Here is a 19458-nt window from a genome sequence, read left to right as displayed (position 1 = left end):
TAAATCGCTGGCCCAGCCTCGGTGCCCTGGCTAGCCTCCTCCGGTGATTCCGGCGCTCATCGACGTACGCCCCCTGCGCACCTCGCCCCTCTTTCGGCGGCTGTTGGCCGGGCGGGCCGTGTCCATGCTCGGTGGGTTCATGACCATGGTGACGGTCATGTACCAGGTGTGGGACATGACCCGCAGCTCGGCGTGGACCGGTGCGGTGGGGCTCGCGCAGGCGTTGCCGCTGGTGGTGTTCGGGCTGTTCGCGGGCGCCTGGGTGGACCGGGCGGACCGGCGGCGGATCTTTCTGACGGCGACCGTGGGCCAGGCGGCCTGCTCCGTGCTGCTGGCCGTGCAGGGCTTCACCGGGCATGTCCCGGTGGCGGCGGTGCTCGCGCTGGTCGCCGCGCAGTCGGCGTTCGGGGCGCTGGGTGCCCCGGCGGCCGGGGTCTTCGTGCCGCGTCTGCTGCCGAAGGACCAGGTGGCCGCCGGTCTGGCGCTGAACCAGATCACCGGCCAGTCGATGATGCTGCTCGGCCCTGCCCTGGCCGGTGTGCTGCTCGGCCGGCTGGGCATCGGCGCCTGCTATCTGCTGGACGCCCTCAGCTTCGGTGTGGCCTTCTACGGCGCCTTCGGGCTGCCCGCGCTGCCACCGCGGGGCGAGCCGTCGCGGGCGGGCGTGCACGGGGTGCTGGACGGGCTGCGGTTCCTGGCCGGGCACCGTGTGGTGCGGGGCGCGCTGATCACCGACCTCGCCGCGACCGTGCTGTCCTTCCCGGTGAGTCTGTTCCCGCTGGTCAACGCCGAGCGGTTCGGCGGCGACCCGCGCACGCTCGGACTGTTCCTGTCGGCCCTGGCGGTGGGCGGCGTCACGGCGACCGCCCTGTCGGGCACGGTGACCCGGCTCGGCCGGCCGGGGCCGGTCATGCTGGGTGCGGCGGCCGTCTGGGGTTGCGCGCTGGTGCTCTTCGGGCTGACCACCGACCCGTGGCTGGGCCTCGCCCTGCTCGCCGTCGCGGGCGCCGGGGACGCCACCTCGGTCGTCTCCCGGTCCACGATCGTGCAGACCCGCACCCCGGACGCGCTGCTCGGCCGGGTCACGGCGGCCGAGCAGATCGTCGGCCAGGCGGGCCCCAGTCTCGGCAATGTGCGTGGCGGTCTGGTCGCCGGCTGGGCCGGTGGCGCGGGCTCGCTGGTCGCCGGCGGTCTGCTGTGCCTGGTGGCGGTGGGCGCGGTCGCCGTGACGGCACCGGAGTTGCGGGACCGGGCGCCGGGCCTGGCGCCACCCCCGGTCTCTCCGGGCAGTCAGTGAGGTGTTCGCGCCGCACGTCCGGGGTCGGGCGGCTCGGGGTCAGAGCCGTCGCGCGCAGCCCACCGGTTCGGCCCCGCCGAGTTGGACGTAGAGCGCCGTCGACGCCGGGCAGTCCCCGCGCGCCGCTGCCGCCTTGGTGATCCGGTACTGGGGGCGGTGGGCGCCGGTGCCGTCGCAGGGGGTCTCGCGGACCTGGCCCTTGCCGGAGGTGTACACGCAGTCGCCGGGGATCGTGCGGGGGCCGCCTCCGCCGCCGGGGTCGCCGGGGTGCGGGGGTTCCAGGTCGCGCATGCAGGCGTAGCCCTGGGGGACCGCGCCGTCGCCGTCCTCGTCGCCGGTCGCGGACCGGGCGCTGATGTGCAGCACGAAGTCGGTCGTCGCCGGGCACAGGGGGCCGTCGGTGCTCGCGCCGTCGTAGCGGGCGACGACCCTGGCCGCCGCCCGCTCGCTCGTGCAGGGCACCTCGGTGAAGCTCGTCGTGCCGAAGGAGCTGCACTCGCCGACCCCGAGGAACTGGGCGCCGTAGCCGCCGGTCGTGGCCGGGGTGGGGCGGGCGTCACCGACCGGGGTGCCCGCCCCGCTCCGGCAGCCGGACAGCAGCGCGGCCGCCAGCAGGCACGCGAGGCACACCGCCGTCACGGCACCTTTCCCACGCATGGCACCCCCCTGACACCCCGGTCCAGCGTGGCCCCTGGCAACGCCGCCACGCCAGCCGCCCGGGAGGTTTTCCTCCTGTTGGGGGTATTGCGCCCGGTGTGTGGCGTACGTCTAGTACGTCAGCCCGTGCCCGATCGGGTACAGCACCTGCGTGGGGTCGTCGGCCCGCTGCACCGGCACCGGCAGCCTGCCGCGCGGGGTCACCTGCCCGGCGATCACCCGTGCGGCGGCGCGCACCTCGACGTCCGTCCAGCCGTAGGACGTCAGGCAGGCCTTGATGGCGGGGAACTGGGCCACGTCATAGGGGTTGCGGACGGCCAGCGCCGCGAGTGGCCTGCCGGTGGACGACAACCGCTCCACCAGGGTGCGTTGGGCGTTGCCCGCCGTCACGTTGTAGGTCGCGACGACCACCGCGTCCGCGTCCTGCGCGGCCGTGACCGCCCGGGCGATGGCCGTGGCGGAGGGTGCGGTGCCGGTGGGCAGGGCCGTGGCGGTGAAGCCCAGCTCGGTGAGGGCGGCGGCCAGCACCGCGGTGGGCGGGCCGTCGGTGCCGGAGGGGGAGGCCGGGTCGGCGCCGACGACGAGCAGGCGGGGCACGGTGTGCGGGGAGAAGGGGAGGGTGTGGTCCTCGTTGACCAGGAGGGTCGTGGTGCGCTCGGCGATCCGGTCGGCGGCGGCCAGATGCGCCCTGGTGCCCACCGTGCGGTCGACGCCGCCCGGACGGCCGCCGCGCGTGTCGTCGAAGAGGCCGAGCCGGGCCTTCAGGCGCAGGATGCGCAGGATCGATTCGTCGAGGCGGGCCTCGGTCAGCTCGCCGTCCTGGACGGCCTTCAGTACGGCGTTCCAGGCCACGTCGAGGGACGGCGGGTTGAGCAGCTGGTCCACCCCGGCCTTCAGCGCGAGCACCGGCACCCGGTCGTCGCCGTACTTGGTGCGGACGCCCTCCATGCCGAGGGAGTCGGTGATCACGACGCCGTCGTAGCCGAGTTCGCCGCGCAGGATGCCGCTGAGGATCGGGCGGGAGAGGGTGGCCGGGTCACCGGAGTCGTCCAGGGCCGGGAACTGGATGTGCGCGGTCATGACGCAGTCGATGCCCGCGGCGATCGCGGCCCGGAAGGGCACGGCGTCCAGCTTCTCCCACACCTCCCGGCTGTGCGTGATGACCGGGAAGCCGGTGTGGCTGTCGGTGGCGGTGTCGCCGTGGCCGGGGAAGTGCTTGGCGGTCGCCGCGACCCGGGACGCCTGATAGCCCTTCACCTCGGCGGCCACCAGGGCGGCGACCGCGTCCGGGTCGGCGCCGAAGGAGCGCACGCCGATGACCGGGTTGGCCGGGTTGACGTTGACGTCGGCGTCCGGGGAGTAGTCCTGGTTGATGCCCATCGCGCGCAGCTCGGCGCCGGAGATCCGGCCGAGGGTGTGCGCGTCCGCGCGGGAGCCGCCGGCGCCGATCGCCATGGCGCCGGGGAAGAGGGTGGCGGGCTTGCCGACCCGGCAGACCGCGCCGTGCTCCTGGTCGGTGGCGATGAGCACCGGCAGGCCGCGCGGCTGGTCCAGGGAGGCCTGCTGGATGCCGTCGGAGAGGCCGGCGATCTGGTGCGGGTCACGGGTGTTGTGGGCCCAGGTGAAGTAGATGATGCCGCCGACGCGGTACCGGGCGATCAGCTCGGCGGCCGTGCGGACGCCGATCTCCTTGAGGTTGGCGTCGATGTCGGCCTGGTCGGGGTCGGTGGCGGAGTGGCCGTAGACCCGCATCACGAAGAGCTGGCCGACCTTCTCCTGAAGCGTCATCCGGGAGACCAGGGCGCGCAGCCGGCTCTCGTCGCCGGGCGTGGCGGCGCGGGCGGCCGTCGGTACGGTCAGCGCGGCGGTGAGGCCCGCGGTCGCGGCGAGGACGGCGCGTCTGGAGGGTCGCGCGGTGTTTCCCGTGCTGGTGTCGTGCACGTGCGTCGCTCCTTCCGGAGGAGTACCGCTGAAGGAAACTTCCGAGGAGTCACCAATATCCGGGAAGTTTCTTTCCGTCAAGGGAATGCACAGTAACCCCGGCAGGGGCCGCCACCGGCGCATGGAGGGGGGCGCGCCGGTGGCGGCGGGCTGCCGGCCGTGCCGTGGCGAAGAGGGTGGGTCGGCGTTCGCGGCCAGTCGCGAGGGGCCGACACCACGGCACGGAAGACTCGTCCGGCAACTCGCCCGTTGGACGGTCCGGGCGCCCTGCGGGTTCCCCCGCCCGGCGCAACCCTCAGGGATGCGTCCGGCTCCTGGACATCACCGCCCGGGGTGCGGACGAACGGCCATCATGCGGGCATGCCCGCAGTCGACATCCCCGGCTCCAAGTCCCTCACCGCCCGCGCTCTGTTCCTCGCGGCCGCCGCCGACGGCGTCAGCACTCTGCGGCGCCCCCTGGCCTCCGACGACACCGAGGGTTTCGCCGAGGGGCTGACCCGGCTCGGCTACCGGGTGGGCCGTACCGCCGACGCCTGGCAGGTGGACGGCCGCCCGCAGGGACCCGCGCTCGCCGAGGCCGAGGTGTACTGCCGCGACGGCGCCACCACCGCCCGCTTCCTGCCGGTCCTGGCCGCCGCCGGGCACGGCACCTTCCGCTTCGACGCCTCCCCGCAGATGCGCCGCCGCCCGCTCGGGCCGCTCACCCGCGCCCTGCGCGACCTCGGCGTCGACCTGCGGCACGAGGAGGCCGAAGGGCACCATCCGCTCACCGTCCGGGCGGGCGGGGTCCAGGGCGGCGAGGTGGTGCTGGACGCCGGCCAGTCCTCCCAGTACCTGACCGCGCTGCTCCTGCTGGGCCCGCTGACCCGCACCGGCCTCAGGATCCGGGTGACCGACCTGGTCTCGGCGCCGTACGTGGAGATCACGCTCGCGATGATGCGGGCGTTCGGCGTCGAGGTGGTCCGGGACGGCGAGGTGTACGAGGTCCCGGCGGGCGGCTACCGGGCCACCACCTACCCCATCGAGCCGGACGCCTCCACCGCGAGCTACTTCTTCGCCGCGGCCGCTCTCACGCCGGGCCGCGAGGTGACCGTGCCGGGTCTCGGCACCGGCGCGCTCCAGGGCGATCTGCGCTTCGTGGAGGTGCTGCGGCGGATGGGCGCCGAGGTGGAGATCGCGGCGGACCGGACGACCGTGCGCGGCACGGGAGTTCTGCGCGGACTCACCGTGAACATGCGGGACATCTCCGACACCATGCCGACGCTCGCCGCGATCGCGCCCTTCGCCTCGGGCCCGGTCCGCATCGAGGACGTGGCCAACACCCGGGTGAAGGAGTGCGACCGGCTCCAGGCCTGCGCCGACAATCTGCGCGGGCTCGGCGTGCCGGTGACGACCGGCCCCGACTGGATCGAGATCCGGCCCGGCACGCCCGCGCCCGGCACCGGGATCAAGACCTTCGGGGACCACCGCATCGCGATGTCCTTCGCGGTGACCGGCCTGCGCACCCCCGGCCTGTCGTACGACGACCCCGGCTGCGTCCGCAAGACGTTCCCCGGGTTCCACGCGGCGTTCGCGAGGCTCCCGCAGGCGAGCTGACCGGGCCGCCGGACAGACGCCCCGCCGGCACAGGACCCGCTGTCAGCACAGGACCCGCCGACGGCACAGGACCCGGTGTCAGCACAGGACCCGCCGCCGGCCCAGGACCCGCCGTCAGCAGAGGATCCACCCCGAGCTGACCGACCCGTGGGGCCCCACCGCGCCCTTGATCCACACGCAGCGGTGCCCGGCGTAGACCGTCACCGGCCCCGCGTGGTGCCGGTAGGTGCCCGTGTCGACGACCGGGCGGTTGCCGCGGGCCTGGACGCTGACCGACATCGTCTGGGCGGGGCCGGGGTGCCGGGCGACGGTGACGGCGCAGACGTAGCCGTCGCGCTTGTAGACGTGGGTGACCCCGCTGCTGAACGGCAGGGTCCGCACCTCGCGCCCGCCGCAGCCGGCGACCGTGCTCGCCTGGGCGGTGCCGGATGTCACGAGCGCGAGCGCCCCGCTCGCGGCCAGCACCGCGGCGCCGAGCGCCAGCCGCCTGCGTATCCCGCGTATCCCACCACTGTCCACTTCGGTCCTCCCCGTACCACCGTCGTATCCCCCTGTGGCCGTACTGATGTACGGACGCACGACGTATGCCGGATGGTTGCACGGCCGTCAGCGACGCACGTCGCCGGGGGCTGCGGCGGGAGCGGCGACAGGGGCCTCAGCGGGAGGCGGTGACCGGTTCCTCCGGTTCGGGGCGGCCGACGAACGTGCGCCACAGCTCGGCGTACCGGCCGTCGCGGGCGAGGAGTTCGTCGTGGGTGCCGTCCTCCGCGACCCGGCCGCGGTCCATCACCACCACCCGGTCCGCGCGGGCCGCCGTGGTCAGCCGGTGGGCGACCACCAGCGTCGTACGGCGCCCCGCCAGCCGGTCGGTGGCCTGGTTGACCTGGGCCTCCGTGGCCAGGTCCAGGGCGGCCGTGGCCTCGTCCAGCAACAGGACGTCCGGGTCGACCAGTTCGGCGCGGGCGAGCGCGATCAGCTGGCGCTGGCCCGCCGAGAGGTTGCGGCCGCGCTCGGCGACCTCGTGCAGGTAGCCGCCCTCCAGCGTGGCGATCATCTCGTGCGCGCCGACCGCCCGCGCCGCCGCCTCCACCTCGGCGTCGGTGGCGTCCGGACGGCCGTAGGCGATGGCGTCCCGGACGGTGCCGGGGAAGAGGTACGCCTCCTGGGGAACCACCCCGAGCCGGTGCCGGTACGACGTCAGGTCCAGGGCGCGCAGATCCGTGCCGTCGACGGTGACCCGCCCCGCGGTGGGGTCGTAGAACCGCGCGACCAGCTTGACGAGGGTCGACTTGCCGGCGCCGGTCTCGCCGACGAAGGCCACCGTCTGCCCGGCGGGGATCGTCAGGTCGATGCCGGTCAGGGCCTCCTCATCGGCGCCGTACGCGAAGTGCACGCCCTCGAAGGCGATGTCGCCCCGCAGGGACAGCACCTCCCGGGGCTCGTCCGCCGGCCTGGTGGACGTCGGCTCGCGCAGCAGCTCCTGGATGCGGCCCAGGGAGACCGTGGCCTGCTGGTAGCCGTCGAAGACCTGGGACAGCTGCTGGACCGGGGCGAAGAACAGGTCGATGTAGAGCAGGTAGGCGACCAGGGCACCGGTCGTCAGGGTCGCCGCCTCCACCCGGCCCGCGCCCGCGATCAGCACGGCGGCCGAGGCGACGGACGACAGCAGCTGCACGAACGGGAAGTAGACCGATATCAGCCACTGCCCCCGGATCCGGGCGCGCCGGTAGCTGTCGCTCCGCTCGGCGAACCGCCGCCCGCCGTCCCGCTCGCGCCGGAAGGCCTGCACGATCCGCAGCCCGGCGACCGACTCCTGCAGATCGGCGTTGACCAAGGACACGCGCTCACGGGCGAGTTCGTACGCCTTCACGCTCGCCCGGCGGAAGAAGAAGGTCGCGACGATCAGCGGGGGCAGCGTCGCGAAGACCACCAGGGCGAGCTGGAGGTCGATCACCAGCAGGACGCCCATGATGCCGAAGAAGGTGACGACCGAGACGAACGCCGTGACGAGGCCCGTCTGCAAAAATGTCGACAAAGCGTCAACGTCGGTGGTCATGCGCGTCATGATCCGGCCGGTCAGCTCGCGCTCGTAGTAGTCCAGCCCGAGCCGCTGGAGCTGGGCGAAGATCTTCAGCCGCAGCGTGTACAGCACCCGTTCGCCGGTACGGCCGGTCATCCGGGTCTCGCCGATCTGCGCGGCCCACTGCACCAGCACGGTCAGCAGACCGAGCAGCGAGGCCGCCCAGACCGCGCCGAGGGCCATCTTCGTCACGCCCGCGTCGATGCCGTGCCGGATCAGCACCGGGAGCAGCAGGCCCGCGCCCGCGTCCACGGCGACCAGCAGCAGGCTGAGCAGCAGGGGCGGGCCGAAGCCGCGCAGCAGGCGGCGCAGGCCGTAGGAGTCCTCCGGCAGGACCGCCCGGGCCTCGTCGACGCCGGGGGCGTCGGTGGCCGGGGGCAGCGCCTCCACCTGGGCGAGCAGTTCGGGGGTGGCGGGGGTGCCGCTGAGCGCCTGGTCCTTCGGGGTGCGGTCGCCGGTCCACAGCCTGGGGGTCACGCCCCGCTCGGCGTCGAACTCGGCGTCCAGCTCCTCGCGGACGGAGGTGTCCTCCCGCACCGCGGCGGGCTCGGGGTGCCCCGGGGAGACCCCGCCGAGCTCGTCCGGGTCGGTGAGCAGCCGGCGGTAGAGGGCGGACCGCTCCTGGAGCTCCTCGTGGGTGCCGAGGTCGGCGAGCCGGCCGCCGTCCAGCACGGCGATGCGGTCGGCGAGGTTGAGGGTGGAGCGGCGGTGCGCGATGAGCAGGGTGGTGCGGCCCTCCATCACCTGCTTCAGCGCCTCGTGGATCTCGTGCTCCACGCGGGCGTCCACGGCGGAGGTGGCGTCGTCGAGGACGAGGAGCCGCGGGTCGGTGAGCAGGGCGCGGGCGAGCGCGATGCGCTGGCGCTGGCCGCCGGACAGGGTCAGGCCCTGCTCGCCGACCTTGGTGTCGTAGCCGTCGGGAAGCTCGGCGATGAAACGATCCGCCTGTGCGGCGCGGGCGGCTGTGCGGATCTCCTCCTCGGTCGCGTCCGGGCGGCCGTACGCGATGTTGTTGCGCACGGTGTCCGAGAAGAGGAAGGAGTCCTCGGGGACCAGTCCGATCGCCGCCCGCAGGCTGTCCAGGGTGAGCTCGCGGACGTCGTGGCCGCCGATCAGGACCGCGCCGTGGGTGACGTCGTAGAAGCGCGGCAGCAGCAGGGAGAGCGTGGACTTGCCGGAGCCGGAGGAGCCGACGACCGCCAGGGTCTCCCCGGGGCGGATCTCGAAGCTCAGCCCTTGGAGGACCGGGCGGGTGGTGCCGGGGGCGCGGTCGTACGCGAAGGACACGTCGTCGAACTCGACGGTGGCGGGCGCGTCGGCGGGGAGCGTCTTGGTGCCGTCCCTCAGCGTCGGCTCGGTGTCGATCAGCTCCAGGACGCGCTCGGTGCCGGCCCGGGCCTGCTGGCCGACGGTGAGCACCATCGCGAGCATGCGGACCGGGCCGACCAGCTGGGCGAGGTAGCTGGAGAAGGCGACGAAGGTGCCGAGCGTGATGTGCCCGCGCACGGCGAGCCAGCCGCCGAGGGCCAGCATGGCGACCTGGCCGAGGGCGGGTACGGCCTGCAGGGCGGGGGTGTACTTGCTGTTCAGCCGGATGGTGCGCAGCCGCCCCGCGAAGAGCTTGCGCCCGACCTCCCTGAGCTTGCCGGTCTCCTGCTCCTCCTGCCCGAAGCCCTTCACCACGCGTACGCCGCTGACGGCGCCGTCGACCACGCCGGCCACGGCGGCCGCCTGGGCCTGGGCGTACCAGGTGGCGGGGTGCAGCCTGCTGCGGCTCCGCCGGGCGATCCAGCCGAGCGCGGGCGCGACGGCGAGGGCGACCAGGGTCAGCGGCAGCGACAGCCACGCCATGATGACCAGGGAGATCACGAAGAGCAGGACGTTCCCGATGGTCATCGGGAGCATGAAGAGCAGGCCCTGGATCAGCTGCAGGTCGCTGGTGGCCCGGCCGACGACCTGCCCGGTGGACAGCTCGTCCTGGCGGCGGCCGTCGAGGCGGGTGATCGTGCCGTACATCTCGGTCCGCAGGTCGTGCTGGACGTCGAGGGCGAGGCGGCCGCCGTAGTAGCGGCGGACGTAGGTGAAGGCGTAGACGAACAGGGCGGCGCCGATCAGGGCACCGGCCCAGGGGGCCATGGAGCGGGTGTGGTTCCCGATCACGTCGTCGATGATCACCTTGGTGATCAACGGGACCACGGCCATCACGGCCATGCCGCCCAGGGAGGAGCCGAGGGCGAGGACGACGTCCTTCGGATACCGCCAGGCGTATGCCGCCAGCCGTCTTGCCCATCCCCGTTGCGGTGACACGCGGGTGCCTTCCTGTCGGCCTGCTCTACCAGAAGGCACCAACGTCAAAGGAAGCGGATTTCATCCCTCCGCAACAATTCGCTCCGCGGGTCAGATCCGTACCCGGAGGTAGTAGAACCTCGTCGTCTGGCTCGGATTCTGGTTGTCGTCGCTCACCAGGAGGACCTTCAGGCGGCCGGTGTGGTCACGGCCCGTGATCGTCATGCCTTCGATGTTGTCCAGCAGGGGATTCGGCTGGGGCTGCTTCGCCGTGGCGCCGAGGCTCGGGCAGTCGGCGATGTCCGTCAGCAGGGTCTTCCCGACCAGGCGGACGGAGGGCTGACCGGTCAGGTTCTCGACGCCGCTCGTGTCCGTCGCGTGGCGGAGGTCGGCCAGGTAGAGGCGGACGGTGTTGCCGACGCCGGAGGTGAAGCCGCGTTCCAGGACGAGGAGGCGGCCGTCGGGCGTGGCCTGGACCTCGGGGACGCCGAGGCCGGCGTCGGTGCGGTAGCCGTACTGGGCGGAGAGGCGGAAGTGGCCGCCCTTGGTGCGCCGCCAGGTCTGGAAGCGCACGATCCCCGTCGAGTCGCCCGAGATCGCGTCCTCCATGGCGGCCAGCAGGGTGTGGCCGCCGGGCAGCAGGGTCAGGCCCTCGAAGGTCTGGTTGGCGGTGGCGCGGCCGGCCGGGGCGACCAGCAGGGAGGGCGGGACCGGGAGCCGGTCGAGGATCCTGCCGTCGGCGGAGTAGCGGCGGACGGACGGCTCGGTCTCGGAGGTGATCAGCCGGGTGCCGTCCCCGTCGACGGCCAGGCCCTCGGAGTCGAGGTCGGCGCCCTGCTCGTCGGCGAGGTGGACGGCGGACCTCGGCCGGAGGGTCGCCGGGTCCAGGCTGAAGAGGGAGGACCGGTCCTCCAGCGCGGCCAGGGAGCCGTCCCGGTCCGTCGCGAGCGCGGAGAAGTTGCCGACGAAGGTGCCGTCGTACGTCGTCTTGTCGAGCGCGTCGGAGAAGCGGTCGATGGAGACGGACGGCGAACAGGCATGGCCGCTCGCGGAGTTGGCGGCGGTCGCGGGCCCGGCGGTGGTCAGCGAGGCGGCCGCCGCCAGGCCGGCGGTCAGGGAGGCGAGTACGGTTCTCAAGCGCATGCCCGTCACCGTAGGGCGGGCGGGTGTCCCGCGGGAGACCACCTCGTGAACCGCCCCGTGGACCGCTCGGCGCACCGCCCCACGGGCCGCCCCGCGAACCGCCCCACGGGCCGCCCCGCGCACCGCCCCATGGACCGCCGCGTCCGGCGTCAGCCCTGTGGCGGCACCGCGACGAAGGCCTCGCTGGGCCTGCTGGTCGGGGTGTAGACCTGGGTGCCCGCCGTGGTCGGCACGATGTCCTTGTGGATGGCCTTGGCGACGTTCTGGATGGTGGTGACGCCGTAGTCCATGGTGCTGTCGTCCTGGGTCAGCACCGAGATCATGTAGTCGTGCCCGGCGCCGTTGAAGGTGCCGAGGCTGTGCACCCGCCAGCCGTGCGTCGCGCGCTGCAGCCAGCCGTTCTTGACGTGCACGGAGACCGTGGACGGCGCGCCGGCCGGGGTGCCCCAGCGCTGCGAGGAGATGACCTGGCCCATCAGCTTCAGGATGTAGGCGCGGGAGTTGTCGCTGAGCACACTGTTCCTGGCGGTGATCAGCTTGAGCAGCTTCTGCTCGTCGGTGACGTTCTCCTGGGTCAGGCCCCAGTAGCCGTTCGTGCCCGGCACGGTCTTCGTCATCCCGGCGGCGGCCAGGAAGCCCTTGATCTTCGTCATGCCCAGCTGCTTCCACAGCGTGGTCGTGGCGTTGTTGTCCGACTGGGTGATCATGGCCTTGGCGAGGGAGGCCTCACGGTCGGTCAGATAGCGGTTGTGCTTCTTGGCGTCCCACAGCAGCGTGGCGAGCACGGTGACCTTGACAGTGCTGGCCGAGTCGTAGGAGCTGGTGGCGCGCAGGGAGCAGGTGGTGTTGGTGCTGCGGTCGTACAGGCCGAGCGCCACGGTGCTCCTGCGGTTCGCGAGCGCGGCGGTGATGTCCTTCTGCAGCTTGGCGGCGAGGCCCGCCTTGGCGGACGTACAGCTGACGGTGGGCGTGGCCGCGGCGGCGGGGCCGGCGGCGGCCACGGTGGGTATGAGCACGGCGGCGCCGAGCGCGGCGGCGAGCGCGCCGGCGCGTCTTGATGTCCGGGGATTCATGCACCAGTTGACGCACGGGGCCGGCGATAAGTTGCACGGCTGCTGCGGCGGCGGACGTTCGAGAGGTCCGGCGCGTGGCAATGATTCGTTCATGTCGAAACAGCGGGAGGGCCGACTCGGCCAGGCGGGACGGCTGTTCGCGGCGCTCGCGGTTCTCCGCCTGGCCGCCGGAGAGGACACCAGGCTGCGCACGCCGGAGGACCGGCGGCCGGGGGACCACCCACGAGGCCGCATCAACGATGTGCAACGGGACTTGTACGAGCTCCTCACCGCGGCACGCGACAAGGGCGGCGAGCGCTGGGAAGCGGCAGCCACGGCATTCCGGTCGATACCGGACTTCCTGGAGGACGGAAACGTGCCTCACGGCAACTTGAACGACCCGGAGTTCGCCGCGTTCAAGGCAGGCTACGAAGCCCAGATCGCCGTATTCCGGGACAAGTCCCCAAGGCTGCTCACCTGACTCTCACCGCCCCACAGCTCCCACCCAGGTGCGCCACAGCCCGCACCCATCGCCGCTCTGCATGGTGCAGTGGTGACCTCTGCCACCGATCCCCTCCCCCGCACGCCGACCGAGACCCCGCTGCCACCGGCATCGGACGCCGCACCGGGCGCCGCACCGCCGGAGCGCGCGCCCCGCTGGTCGCTGCCCGCGCTGCTCGCGATCCTGCTGCTGGCGGCCGTGCTGTACACCTGGAACCTGTCGGGCTCCGGCCTGAACAGCTTCTACAGCGCGGCCATCTACAGCGGCACGCAGAACTGGAAGGCATGGTTCTTCGGCTCGCTCGACGCCGGGAACTTCCTCACCGTCGACAAACCGCCGTTCGCCGACATGGTCATGAGCCTGTCGTGCCGGATCTTCGGCTTCGGCACCTGGCAGATGATGCTGCCGGAGGTCGCGGCCGGGCTCGCCACGATCTGGATCCTGCACTCCTCCGTGAAGCGGGCCTTCGGGCACGCGGCGGCGGCGGTGGCCGCACTGGTCCTCGCGCTGACCCCGATCACGGTCGCGATCAACCGGGACAACAACCCCGACACGATCCTCGTCCTGCTGATGACCGGCGGCGCGGCCCTGGCCCTGCGCGCGGTGCGGAACGGCCGTCTGCTCCCCCTCCTCGGCTCGGCGGTGTGCTTCGGGCTCGCCTTCAACACGAAGATGCTGGCGGGCTACATCGCGCTGCCCGCCGTCTTCGCGGTGTACCTGCTCGCCGCGCGCCCGAAGCTCGCGCGACGGATCCTGAACCTGCTGATCGCCGGGGTGGTCCTCGCCGTCTCCAGCTTCTGGTGGGCGGTCGCGGTCTCCCTCGTCCCCGCCTCCGAACGGCCGTACATCGGCGGTTCGACGGACGGCACCGCCTGGAACCTGATCATGGGCTACAACGGCCTGGGCCGGATCTTCGGCGGCGAGGGCAACGGCGGCGGAGGCGGGGGTGGCGGAGGCGGCTTCTCCGGCTCCGCGGGGCTCGGCCGGATGTTCAACGACATCCTCGGCGGCCAGATCTCCTGGCTGATCCCCTTCGCGGCGGTGGCGTTGGGCTCCGGCCTGATCCTGTGCGGCCGCGCCCCGCGCACGGACCTCACCCGGGCCGCGCTCGTCCTCTGGGGCGGCTGGACGGTGCTGCACTACGTGACCTTCGCGACCGCCGAGGGCACGATGCACCCGTACTACACGACGGCTCTCGCGCCCGGCATCGCGGCGCTGTGCGGCGGCGGAGGCGTCCTGCTGCTCCGCGCCTTCCGCGCCGACAAGCGCTGGGCGTGGGTCCTGCCGGCGGGTCTCGCCGGCACGGCGATCTGGGCCGTCGTGCTGCTGCGCCGGGCCTCCGGCTGGCACACCTGGCTGTGGCCGGCCGTCGGTGTGGCCATGGCGGCGGCGATCGCCGGTCTGCTCGCCTTCCGCTCCGGGAACCGTGTCCGGCTGCTGGCGGCCTCCGTGGCCGCGGCGGTCGTCGCGGCGCTCGCGGGCCCGGCGGCGTACGCCTGGTCGGTGCCGTCCGGTTCCGGTGGCGGCATGAGCGGGGTGAACCCGACGGCCGGCCCGTCGACGGGCGGCGGCTTCGGCGGGGGCCCTGGCGGGGGCGGCGGCCGGGGTGGCTTCCCCGGCGGCGGCGAGCTGCCCGGGCGGAACGGCGGCCAGGGCGACGGCAACGCCGAGGCCGGCGGCGCCTTCCCCGGCGGCGGAACCGCGCCCGGCGGCGCCCCCGGCGGGCAGATACCGGGCGCCGGCCAGGCCGGCGGCTTCCCGGGCGGCGGCCAGAACGGGGAACTCCCCGGCGGCCAGGGCACATCGGGCGGTACGGCACCGGGTGGCACCGGTGGAGAGCGCGGCCGTATGGGAGCCGGAATGGCTGGCGGCCCCGGCGGCCTGGGTGGCGGCGCGAACAGCGAGCTGATCGCCTACCTGAAGAAGCACCGGGACGGCGCCACCTGGCTGCTCGCGGTCTCCAACTCCCAGAGCGCGGCCCAGATCGAGCTGAGCGCCAGGGCCCCGGTCATCTCCATGTGGGGTTTCACCGGCACCGACGATGCGATGACCGTCGCCAAGCTCAAGGACCTGGTCGAGAAGGGCGAACTGCACTACGTCCAGCTCGGCGGCGGCATGATGGGCGGCGGCCCCGGAGGCACCAACAACAGCGTGTCGTCCCAGGTCACGGCCTGGGTGAAGAAGCACGGGACGCTGGTGAAGGAGAGCGCGTACAGCAAGAGTTCGAGCTCTTCCTCTTCGGCCAACCAGTCCACGATCTACCGCCTGGACCCGTCGGACGCGAGCTGAGCCAACCGTCGGCACGGCGCGCCAAGGGCCTGGGACACCCCTTGGCGCGCCGCGTCGTCAGTCACGTGCTCACTCGTCGGCGAACAACTCCGCCGCGTCCGTGGCATGCACGGCTCGCTGGGCCCAGACCTCCAGCTGATCCAGATCGGCGCAGGCCAGCACGCGCTCACGGAGGGAGTCGGGAACAGAGACGCCGCGCCATTCCAGGATGCGCAGGGTCATCTCGGCCTTGGCCTCGGCCCGGCCTTGTTCTCGTCCCTGCTCCAGGCCTTGCTCCCGGCCTTCCGCCCGTACCTGCTCGGCCAGCGGGTGTCGCCAGAAGTACTGGATCGCCGTCATCAGATCCCTCCACATCTGCTTCGCCTGGGTGATGACAATGAGCACCGGCTCGCAGCGGTACTTCTCTTTCCATCGCGGTGATCAACGAGCTAGGCCGCCGCAAGTTCGCACCACACGAACTTCCCCCGGTCCCCGAACCGGGCCGTCGGCTGCCACCCCCAGTACTCCGCGCACGCCTTGACCAGCCCCAGCCCCCGCCCGTCCTCCAGCTCCAGTTCCGCCACCTGCTCCAGCGGGCGCGGAGGGTCCGGCGGGGCCGGGTCCGTGTCCCACGCCCCGATCCACACCATGCCCTCCGGGGTACGGCGGACCCTCAGCGCGGCCGGCCCCTTCGTGTGCCGTACGGCGTTGGAGACCAGCTCCGCCGCCAGCAGCTCCGCCGTGTCGACCAGGCCGATCAGACCGTGCAGGGTCAGGATCAGGCGCAGGGTGCGGCGGCACACCGTCACCGCTCTGAGGTCGTTCGGGATGTAGAGGGTGTAGTCCCAGGTCTCGATGGGCTCGTTTTCGGGCATGCGTCATCAACTCCGGTCGGTGAAGGGGTATTTCGCGTGCGGTGGCCTGCCGTAGCCGTCATGGCAGGACGGCACGGTGCGCTTCCGCTGCGTGTGCGGTATGTCACTGACGGTAGGTCATAAATTTCATTCGCTGCAAGCGAGTCGCGTAATCTGACCCCGAACGTGGCACCTCACCCAGGCCGTTGAGGAAAGAAGGACTGCCGTGCCAGCACGACGGCACCCCACCGCACGCCAGGTACGCCTGGGCACCGAACTACGCAGGCTGCGAGAGGCCGCCGGGCTCAAGGCGACCGAGGCCGCGAGCCTGTTGGGGGCGAACTCCGTCCAGATGAGTCAGATCGAATCCGGGATCGCCGGTGTCAGCGAGCAGCGAGTGCGTCGGCTTGCCGCCAACTACGCCTGTGGCGACGCAGAGTTGATCGATGCGCTCGTCGGCATGGCGACCGACCGTACGCGAGGGTGGTGGGAGGACTACCGGGGCATCCTTCCCGCCGCCTACCAGGATCTCGCCGAGTTGGACCACCACGCGACGTTCCGCAATGACGTAGCGGTCATCCATGTACCGGGGCTCTTCCAGACGGAGGACTACGCCCGAGCCCTCTTCGCCTACATGAATCCCGAGTTCCCGGACAGCGAAGTGGACCTCCGCGTGGAGCATCGGATGAAACGTCAGGTCGTCATCGACGGGCCCGAGCCCATCCCCTACGAGACCGTGATCCACGAGGCGGCACTCCGCATCCAGGTGGCCGGACAGACCGCGTCCCGGGCCCAGTTGAGCCGCATCCTGGAAGTGTCCGAGGCCGACCACGTCACCGTGCGGGTCATCCCCTTCGCGTTGCACGACTTCGCGGGAGCCGGAAGCACCATGGTGCACCTCGGTGGAGCGGTCCCCCGCCTGGACACCGTCGTACGGGACGCTCCACACGGCACCGCCTTCCTCGACTCCGAAGCACAGCTGGAGCACTTTCGAACGCTCTTCCGTAAGGTGAAGGAACAGGCGCTGCCCCCTGAGCAGTCGCGTGATCTCATCCACCGGATGACGAAGGAGCTGTGAGGACCGGCATGACCACCCCCACCTCGTGGAAGAAGTCGTCCTTCTCCGGCGGAGGCGAGGGGAACGACTGCGTCGAAGTCGCAGACCTGGACACCCACATAGCCATCCGCGACTCCAAGGCCCCCGCCCGAGCCACTCTCACTGTCCCGGTCGGCGCCTTCGCCCACTTCATCAGGGACCTGAAGACGACCCACACCCCGAAGTCGGACCTCACTCCCCGGTGAAGTACCGCCCAGGAGAACCCCGGCCGACTACTCCTGCGGGCCGAAGCAGTGCCGTTCGCCGGCCCGGACCAGGCAGGCTCGTACGTCGTTCAGCTCGGGGCGGGTGGCGGCGACCATCGGGGTCGACAGGGAGTCCTTGGCGTCGTACCGGTCCTTGACCTCGGTCCGCCACGGGGCGTGGTGCGGTACGAGGATCTCCGCGCGGTCCCCCACCTTCCCGAGGTCGATCCGCGCCCACACCGCGCCGCAGGCCGTACTGTGCCGGATCTTCACCACCGTCGGACCGGGGAAGCTCCGCCGACCCAGGGTCACCGGCACGGGGTCGGCTCCGCAGCCGTACATCTCGGGGTCCTTGCCCGTGCAGCCGCTGCCGTGGCATCCCTTCACCGGCGCGGGTGCCGAGGGGGACGGGGAAGAGGACGCGCTCGGGGTGGGCCTGGTGAAGGCGCCGGTGGCCGCGAGGGCCCCGGCGACCGCGAGGGCCGTGAGCCCGACGCCGACTGCGGCGAGCAGGCCGCGGTGGGACGAGCCGCCGACGTCCTCGGCCGGGGGCGGCTCGGCCGGGGCGGAAGCCCGCTCGGCCACGCGGGGGCGCCCGCCCGCCGCCCGCCCGCTGGCCACCGCGTCGGCCAGCTCCCACAGGGCCAGCACCTGCCCGGGATCCTCGCCCGCCAGCTCGCACAGTTGAGCGACCGCCTGCCGGGGCGGGACCGTACGGCCGTTCAGATAGCGGTCCCAGGACGACTTGCTGTACGGCGTCTTCGCGGCCAGCGCGGCCAGGCTCAGCCCGGTCCTGGCCCGCAGCCCGCGCAGGGTCCCGGCCAGGCGCTCGCACTCCAACGGCCGCTCGCCGGACGTCATTTCCGCAGCACCCCCCAGGTGTCCTCGCCGACCACCCCGTCCACCCGGAGGTGCGCCCGCTCCTGCAACCGCTCCACCGCGCGTTCGGTGCGGGAGCCGAACGCCCCGTCGGCGATCCCCGGCGAGAGGCCGTGGTGGCGCAGCAGGCACTGCGCCTCCACGACGGGCCACTGCGCGGATCCCGTCCCGATCAGGGCGACACGGGTCGTGCTGTACCCCGCGTACAGCAGCCCGTCCTGGGCTCGGTGCACCCGGCACGGGTAGTCCTTGCCGGCCCGGTACACGAACGCCCCCTTGTCCGTGCCCGTGCCGGGGGCCGGTGCGGTGGCGTCCGCGGAGACCGGCCGGTCGGTGGTCCGCTTCCGGCCGCCGTCCCAGGGCGCGGCCAGCAGCAGGGCGATCACCGCCGCCACGAGCACGGCCACCGCCAGGACGGCGGTGAGTGTCCGCCGTCTCCCACTCCCTGCCGCCGGTTTCCGCTCGCCCGGCACGGAGTCCGCCCCCGGTTCCGCCTCCGCCGTCGGACCGGCACCGCTCTCTCCGTCCCGCCCCGCCGCCACCGCCACCTCGTGCAGGGCGAGCAGCCGGGCCGGGTCGAGGTCGCAGGCGCGGGCCAGTGCCGCCACCGCCTCCTGCGGCGGTACCGAACGGCCGTTGAGGTAGCGGTCCCAGGAGGCACGGCTGTACCCGGTGCGGGCGGCCAGGGCCTGCAGACCCAGACCGCTGTGGTCCTTGATACGGCGCATCTGTACGGCCAGTTGGCGCACTCGCGGGTCGAGCGAGTCCGGCAACTGCTTCCAACGAGACATGTTCCACCCCATGTCTGTTGCAACTCCCCCGGATGCAACTCCCCCGGACGAGGATGCCCCACCAGGCGCCCGTCGTTCCCGCGAACTGTCTTTCGAGCATCCGGTTTCGGCCACCCCAGCCGGCGTCCTGGCGTCCCGCCGGCGCCTCAGCGTCCGGGGTGTCTCCGCAGGTCGGAGGGTGGGACGTCCCGCACCTACGGCAACCGCCCGGCACCCCTGGCCCCGTCCTGGACCCGGCCCGCACAGTCGGTGGTGCACGACGGGCGGTGCGGTCCACCCCGCACCGCCCCAGGCACTCGGCGGCCCGCCTCCACGGGGGTGGGGCGGGCCGCCGCAAGTCAACCGACACCAAGGAGCAGCCATGCGAATCCGTATCGCGACCGCAGCCGTCCTGACCGCGTGCGCCATGGCCGGGAGCGGTCTCGCCCTCACCGCGCCGTCCGCCGCGGCCTCCGCCCGGCCGGCGTCCAGCGCCCCGCGTGCCGTCTCGGCCGACACCCGTACCGAGACCGGCGCGTCCACCGCCGCCCGCCCGACGTGTCCGTATCCGTACGTCTGCTTCTACAACGGCAACACGATGACGGGGAAGTTCAAGGACACCGGGTACTGGCAGAAGCTCGGCGCGAGCCGCAACGCGAAGGGCGCCGTCAACACGCGGCACGACGACGTGGCCTATGTGCGGTTCTCCGACTACCACACGATCTGCATGAAGCCGGGCGAGGGATGGGCCTTCGGCTCGGCGCACCCCACGTACGTGTACATCAGCAGGTCCAGCACGTGCCACTGAGGAGACCCGGGATCCGCCCGCCG

16 protein-coding genes and 1 pseudogene are annotated in these 19458 nt (G+C 72.7%); 7 read left to right on the top strand and 10 right to left on the bottom strand.

What is annotated here, in order from left to right; all coding sequences use genetic code 11:
- Window positions 1-43 precede the first annotated feature (43 nt).
- On the top strand, window positions 44-1297 hold the full coding sequence (locus ABB07_RS24655; protein WP_208900753.1) for an MFS transporter: 1254 nt from the start codon (window positions 44-46) through the stop codon (window positions 1295-1297).
- Between the two features lie 39 nt (window positions 1298-1336).
- Here the strand turns inward: ABB07_RS24655 and ABB07_RS24650 are convergent, their stop codons facing one another.
- Together ABB07_RS24650 and ABB07_RS24645 are read right to left on the bottom strand one after the other, a co-directional pair.
- Complete coding sequence (locus ABB07_RS24650) at window positions 1337-1954, bottom strand: hypothetical protein (RefSeq protein ID WP_208900752.1); 618 nt, start codon at window positions 1952-1954, stop codon at window positions 1337-1339.
- Window positions 1955-2065: 111 nt separating this feature from the next.
- Window positions 2066-3895, bottom strand: coding sequence for a glycoside hydrolase family 3 protein (locus ABB07_RS24645; protein WP_244189500.1), 1830 nt, complete (start codon window positions 3893-3895; stop codon window positions 2066-2068).
- Window positions 3896-4255: 360 nt separating this feature from the next.
- Here ABB07_RS24645 and aroA point away from each other — a divergent pair, with 360 nt between their 5' ends.
- Window positions 4256-5491, top strand: a complete 1236-nt coding sequence (aroA, locus tag ABB07_RS24640; RefSeq protein WP_208900750.1) for a 3-phosphoshikimate 1-carboxyvinyltransferase — start codon at window positions 4256-4258, stop codon at window positions 5489-5491.
- A 114-nt stretch (window positions 5492-5605) separates the two neighbouring features.
- Here the strand turns inward: aroA and ABB07_RS24635 are convergent, their stop codons facing one another.
- The 4 genes from ABB07_RS24635 to ABB07_RS24620 all read right to left on the bottom strand — a co-directional run bounded on the left by ABB07_RS24635 (window position 5606) and on the right by ABB07_RS24620 (window position 12073).
- A complete protein-coding gene (locus tag ABB07_RS24635; protein ID WP_208900749.1) occupies window positions 5606-6010 on the bottom strand; it encodes a hypothetical protein in 405 nt (134 codons plus the stop codon).
- A gap of 136 nt (window positions 6011-6146) precedes the next feature.
- Window positions 6147-9878, bottom strand: a complete 3732-nt coding sequence (locus ABB07_RS24630; protein WP_208900748.1) for an ABC transporter ATP-binding protein — start codon at window positions 9876-9878, stop codon at window positions 6147-6149.
- 90 nt (window positions 9879-9968) lie between these two features.
- The gene (locus ABB07_RS24625) at window positions 9969-11000 is read right to left on the bottom strand and encodes an esterase-like activity of phytase family protein (RefSeq protein WP_208900747.1); all 1032 of its coding nucleotides are present in this window, start codon (window positions 10998-11000) and stop codon (window positions 9969-9971) included.
- Between the two features lie 149 nt (window positions 11001-11149).
- Window positions 11150-12073 (bottom strand): serine hydrolase, encoded by a 924-nt coding sequence (locus ABB07_RS24620; protein WP_208900746.1) that lies wholly within the window; start codon window positions 12071-12073, stop codon window positions 11150-11152.
- Between the two features lie 91 nt (window positions 12074-12164).
- Between ABB07_RS24620 and ABB07_RS24615 the strand changes: the two genes are divergently transcribed.
- Window positions 12165-12533, top strand: coding sequence for a hypothetical protein (locus ABB07_RS24615; RefSeq protein ID WP_208900745.1), 369 nt, complete (start codon window positions 12165-12167; stop codon window positions 12531-12533).
- A gap of 72 nt (window positions 12534-12605) precedes the next feature.
- Complete coding sequence (locus ABB07_RS24610; protein WP_208900744.1) at window positions 12606-14843, top strand: glycosyltransferase family 39 protein; 2238 nt, start codon at window positions 12606-12608, stop codon at window positions 14841-14843.
- 69 nt (window positions 14844-14912) lie between these two features.
- On the opposite strand, the pseudogene ABB07_RS24605 reads toward ABB07_RS24610, so the two are convergent.
- Window positions 14913-15209: pseudogene (locus ABB07_RS24605) on the bottom strand (hypothetical protein); the annotation flags it as partial.
- 62 nt (window positions 15210-15271) lie between these two features.
- Window positions 15272-15697 carry an ATP-binding protein gene (locus ABB07_RS24600; protein ID WP_208900742.1) on the bottom strand — a complete coding sequence of 142 codons (426 nt, stop codon included), beginning with the start codon at window positions 15695-15697 and terminating at the stop codon, window positions 15272-15274.
- 205 nt (window positions 15698-15902) lie between these two features.
- Here ABB07_RS24600 and ABB07_RS24595 point away from each other — a divergent pair, with 205 nt between their 5' ends.
- On the top strand, window positions 15903-16754 hold the full coding sequence (locus tag ABB07_RS24595; RefSeq protein WP_208900741.1) for a helix-turn-helix domain-containing protein: 852 nt from the start codon (window positions 15903-15905) through the stop codon (window positions 16752-16754).
- Between the two features lie 8 nt (window positions 16755-16762).
- Window positions 16763-16978 carry a DUF397 domain-containing protein gene (locus ABB07_RS24590; protein WP_208900740.1) on the top strand — a complete coding sequence of 72 codons (216 nt, stop codon included), beginning with the start codon at window positions 16763-16765 and terminating at the stop codon, window positions 16976-16978.
- A gap of 27 nt (window positions 16979-17005) precedes the next feature.
- Here the strand turns inward: ABB07_RS24590 and ABB07_RS24585 are convergent, their stop codons facing one another.
- A complete protein-coding gene (locus tag ABB07_RS24585; RefSeq protein ID WP_208900739.1) occupies window positions 17006-17839 on the bottom strand; it encodes a helix-turn-helix domain-containing protein in 834 nt (277 codons plus the stop codon).
- Window positions 17836-18648, bottom strand: coding sequence for a helix-turn-helix domain-containing protein (locus tag ABB07_RS24580; RefSeq protein ID WP_208900738.1), 813 nt, complete (start codon window positions 18646-18648; stop codon window positions 17836-17838). The genes ABB07_RS24585 and ABB07_RS24580 overlap by 4 nt, the downstream gene beginning before the upstream one ends.
- A 361-nt stretch (window positions 18649-19009) precedes the next feature.
- Between ABB07_RS24580 and ABB07_RS24575 the strand changes: the two genes are divergently transcribed.
- On the top strand, window positions 19010-19435 hold the full coding sequence (locus tag ABB07_RS24575; protein ID WP_208900737.1) for a hypothetical protein: 426 nt from the start codon (window positions 19010-19012) through the stop codon (window positions 19433-19435).
- Window positions 19436-19458: the final 23 nt, after the last annotated feature.

This window comes from Streptomyces incarnatus (assembly GCF_001027185.1).
GTDB lineage: Bacteria > Actinomycetota > Actinomycetes > Streptomycetales > Streptomycetaceae > Streptomyces > Streptomyces puniciscabiei.
The sequence above is the reverse complement of the archived record's forward strand: the minus strand, read 5'-3'. Positions and strand labels throughout refer to the sequence as shown.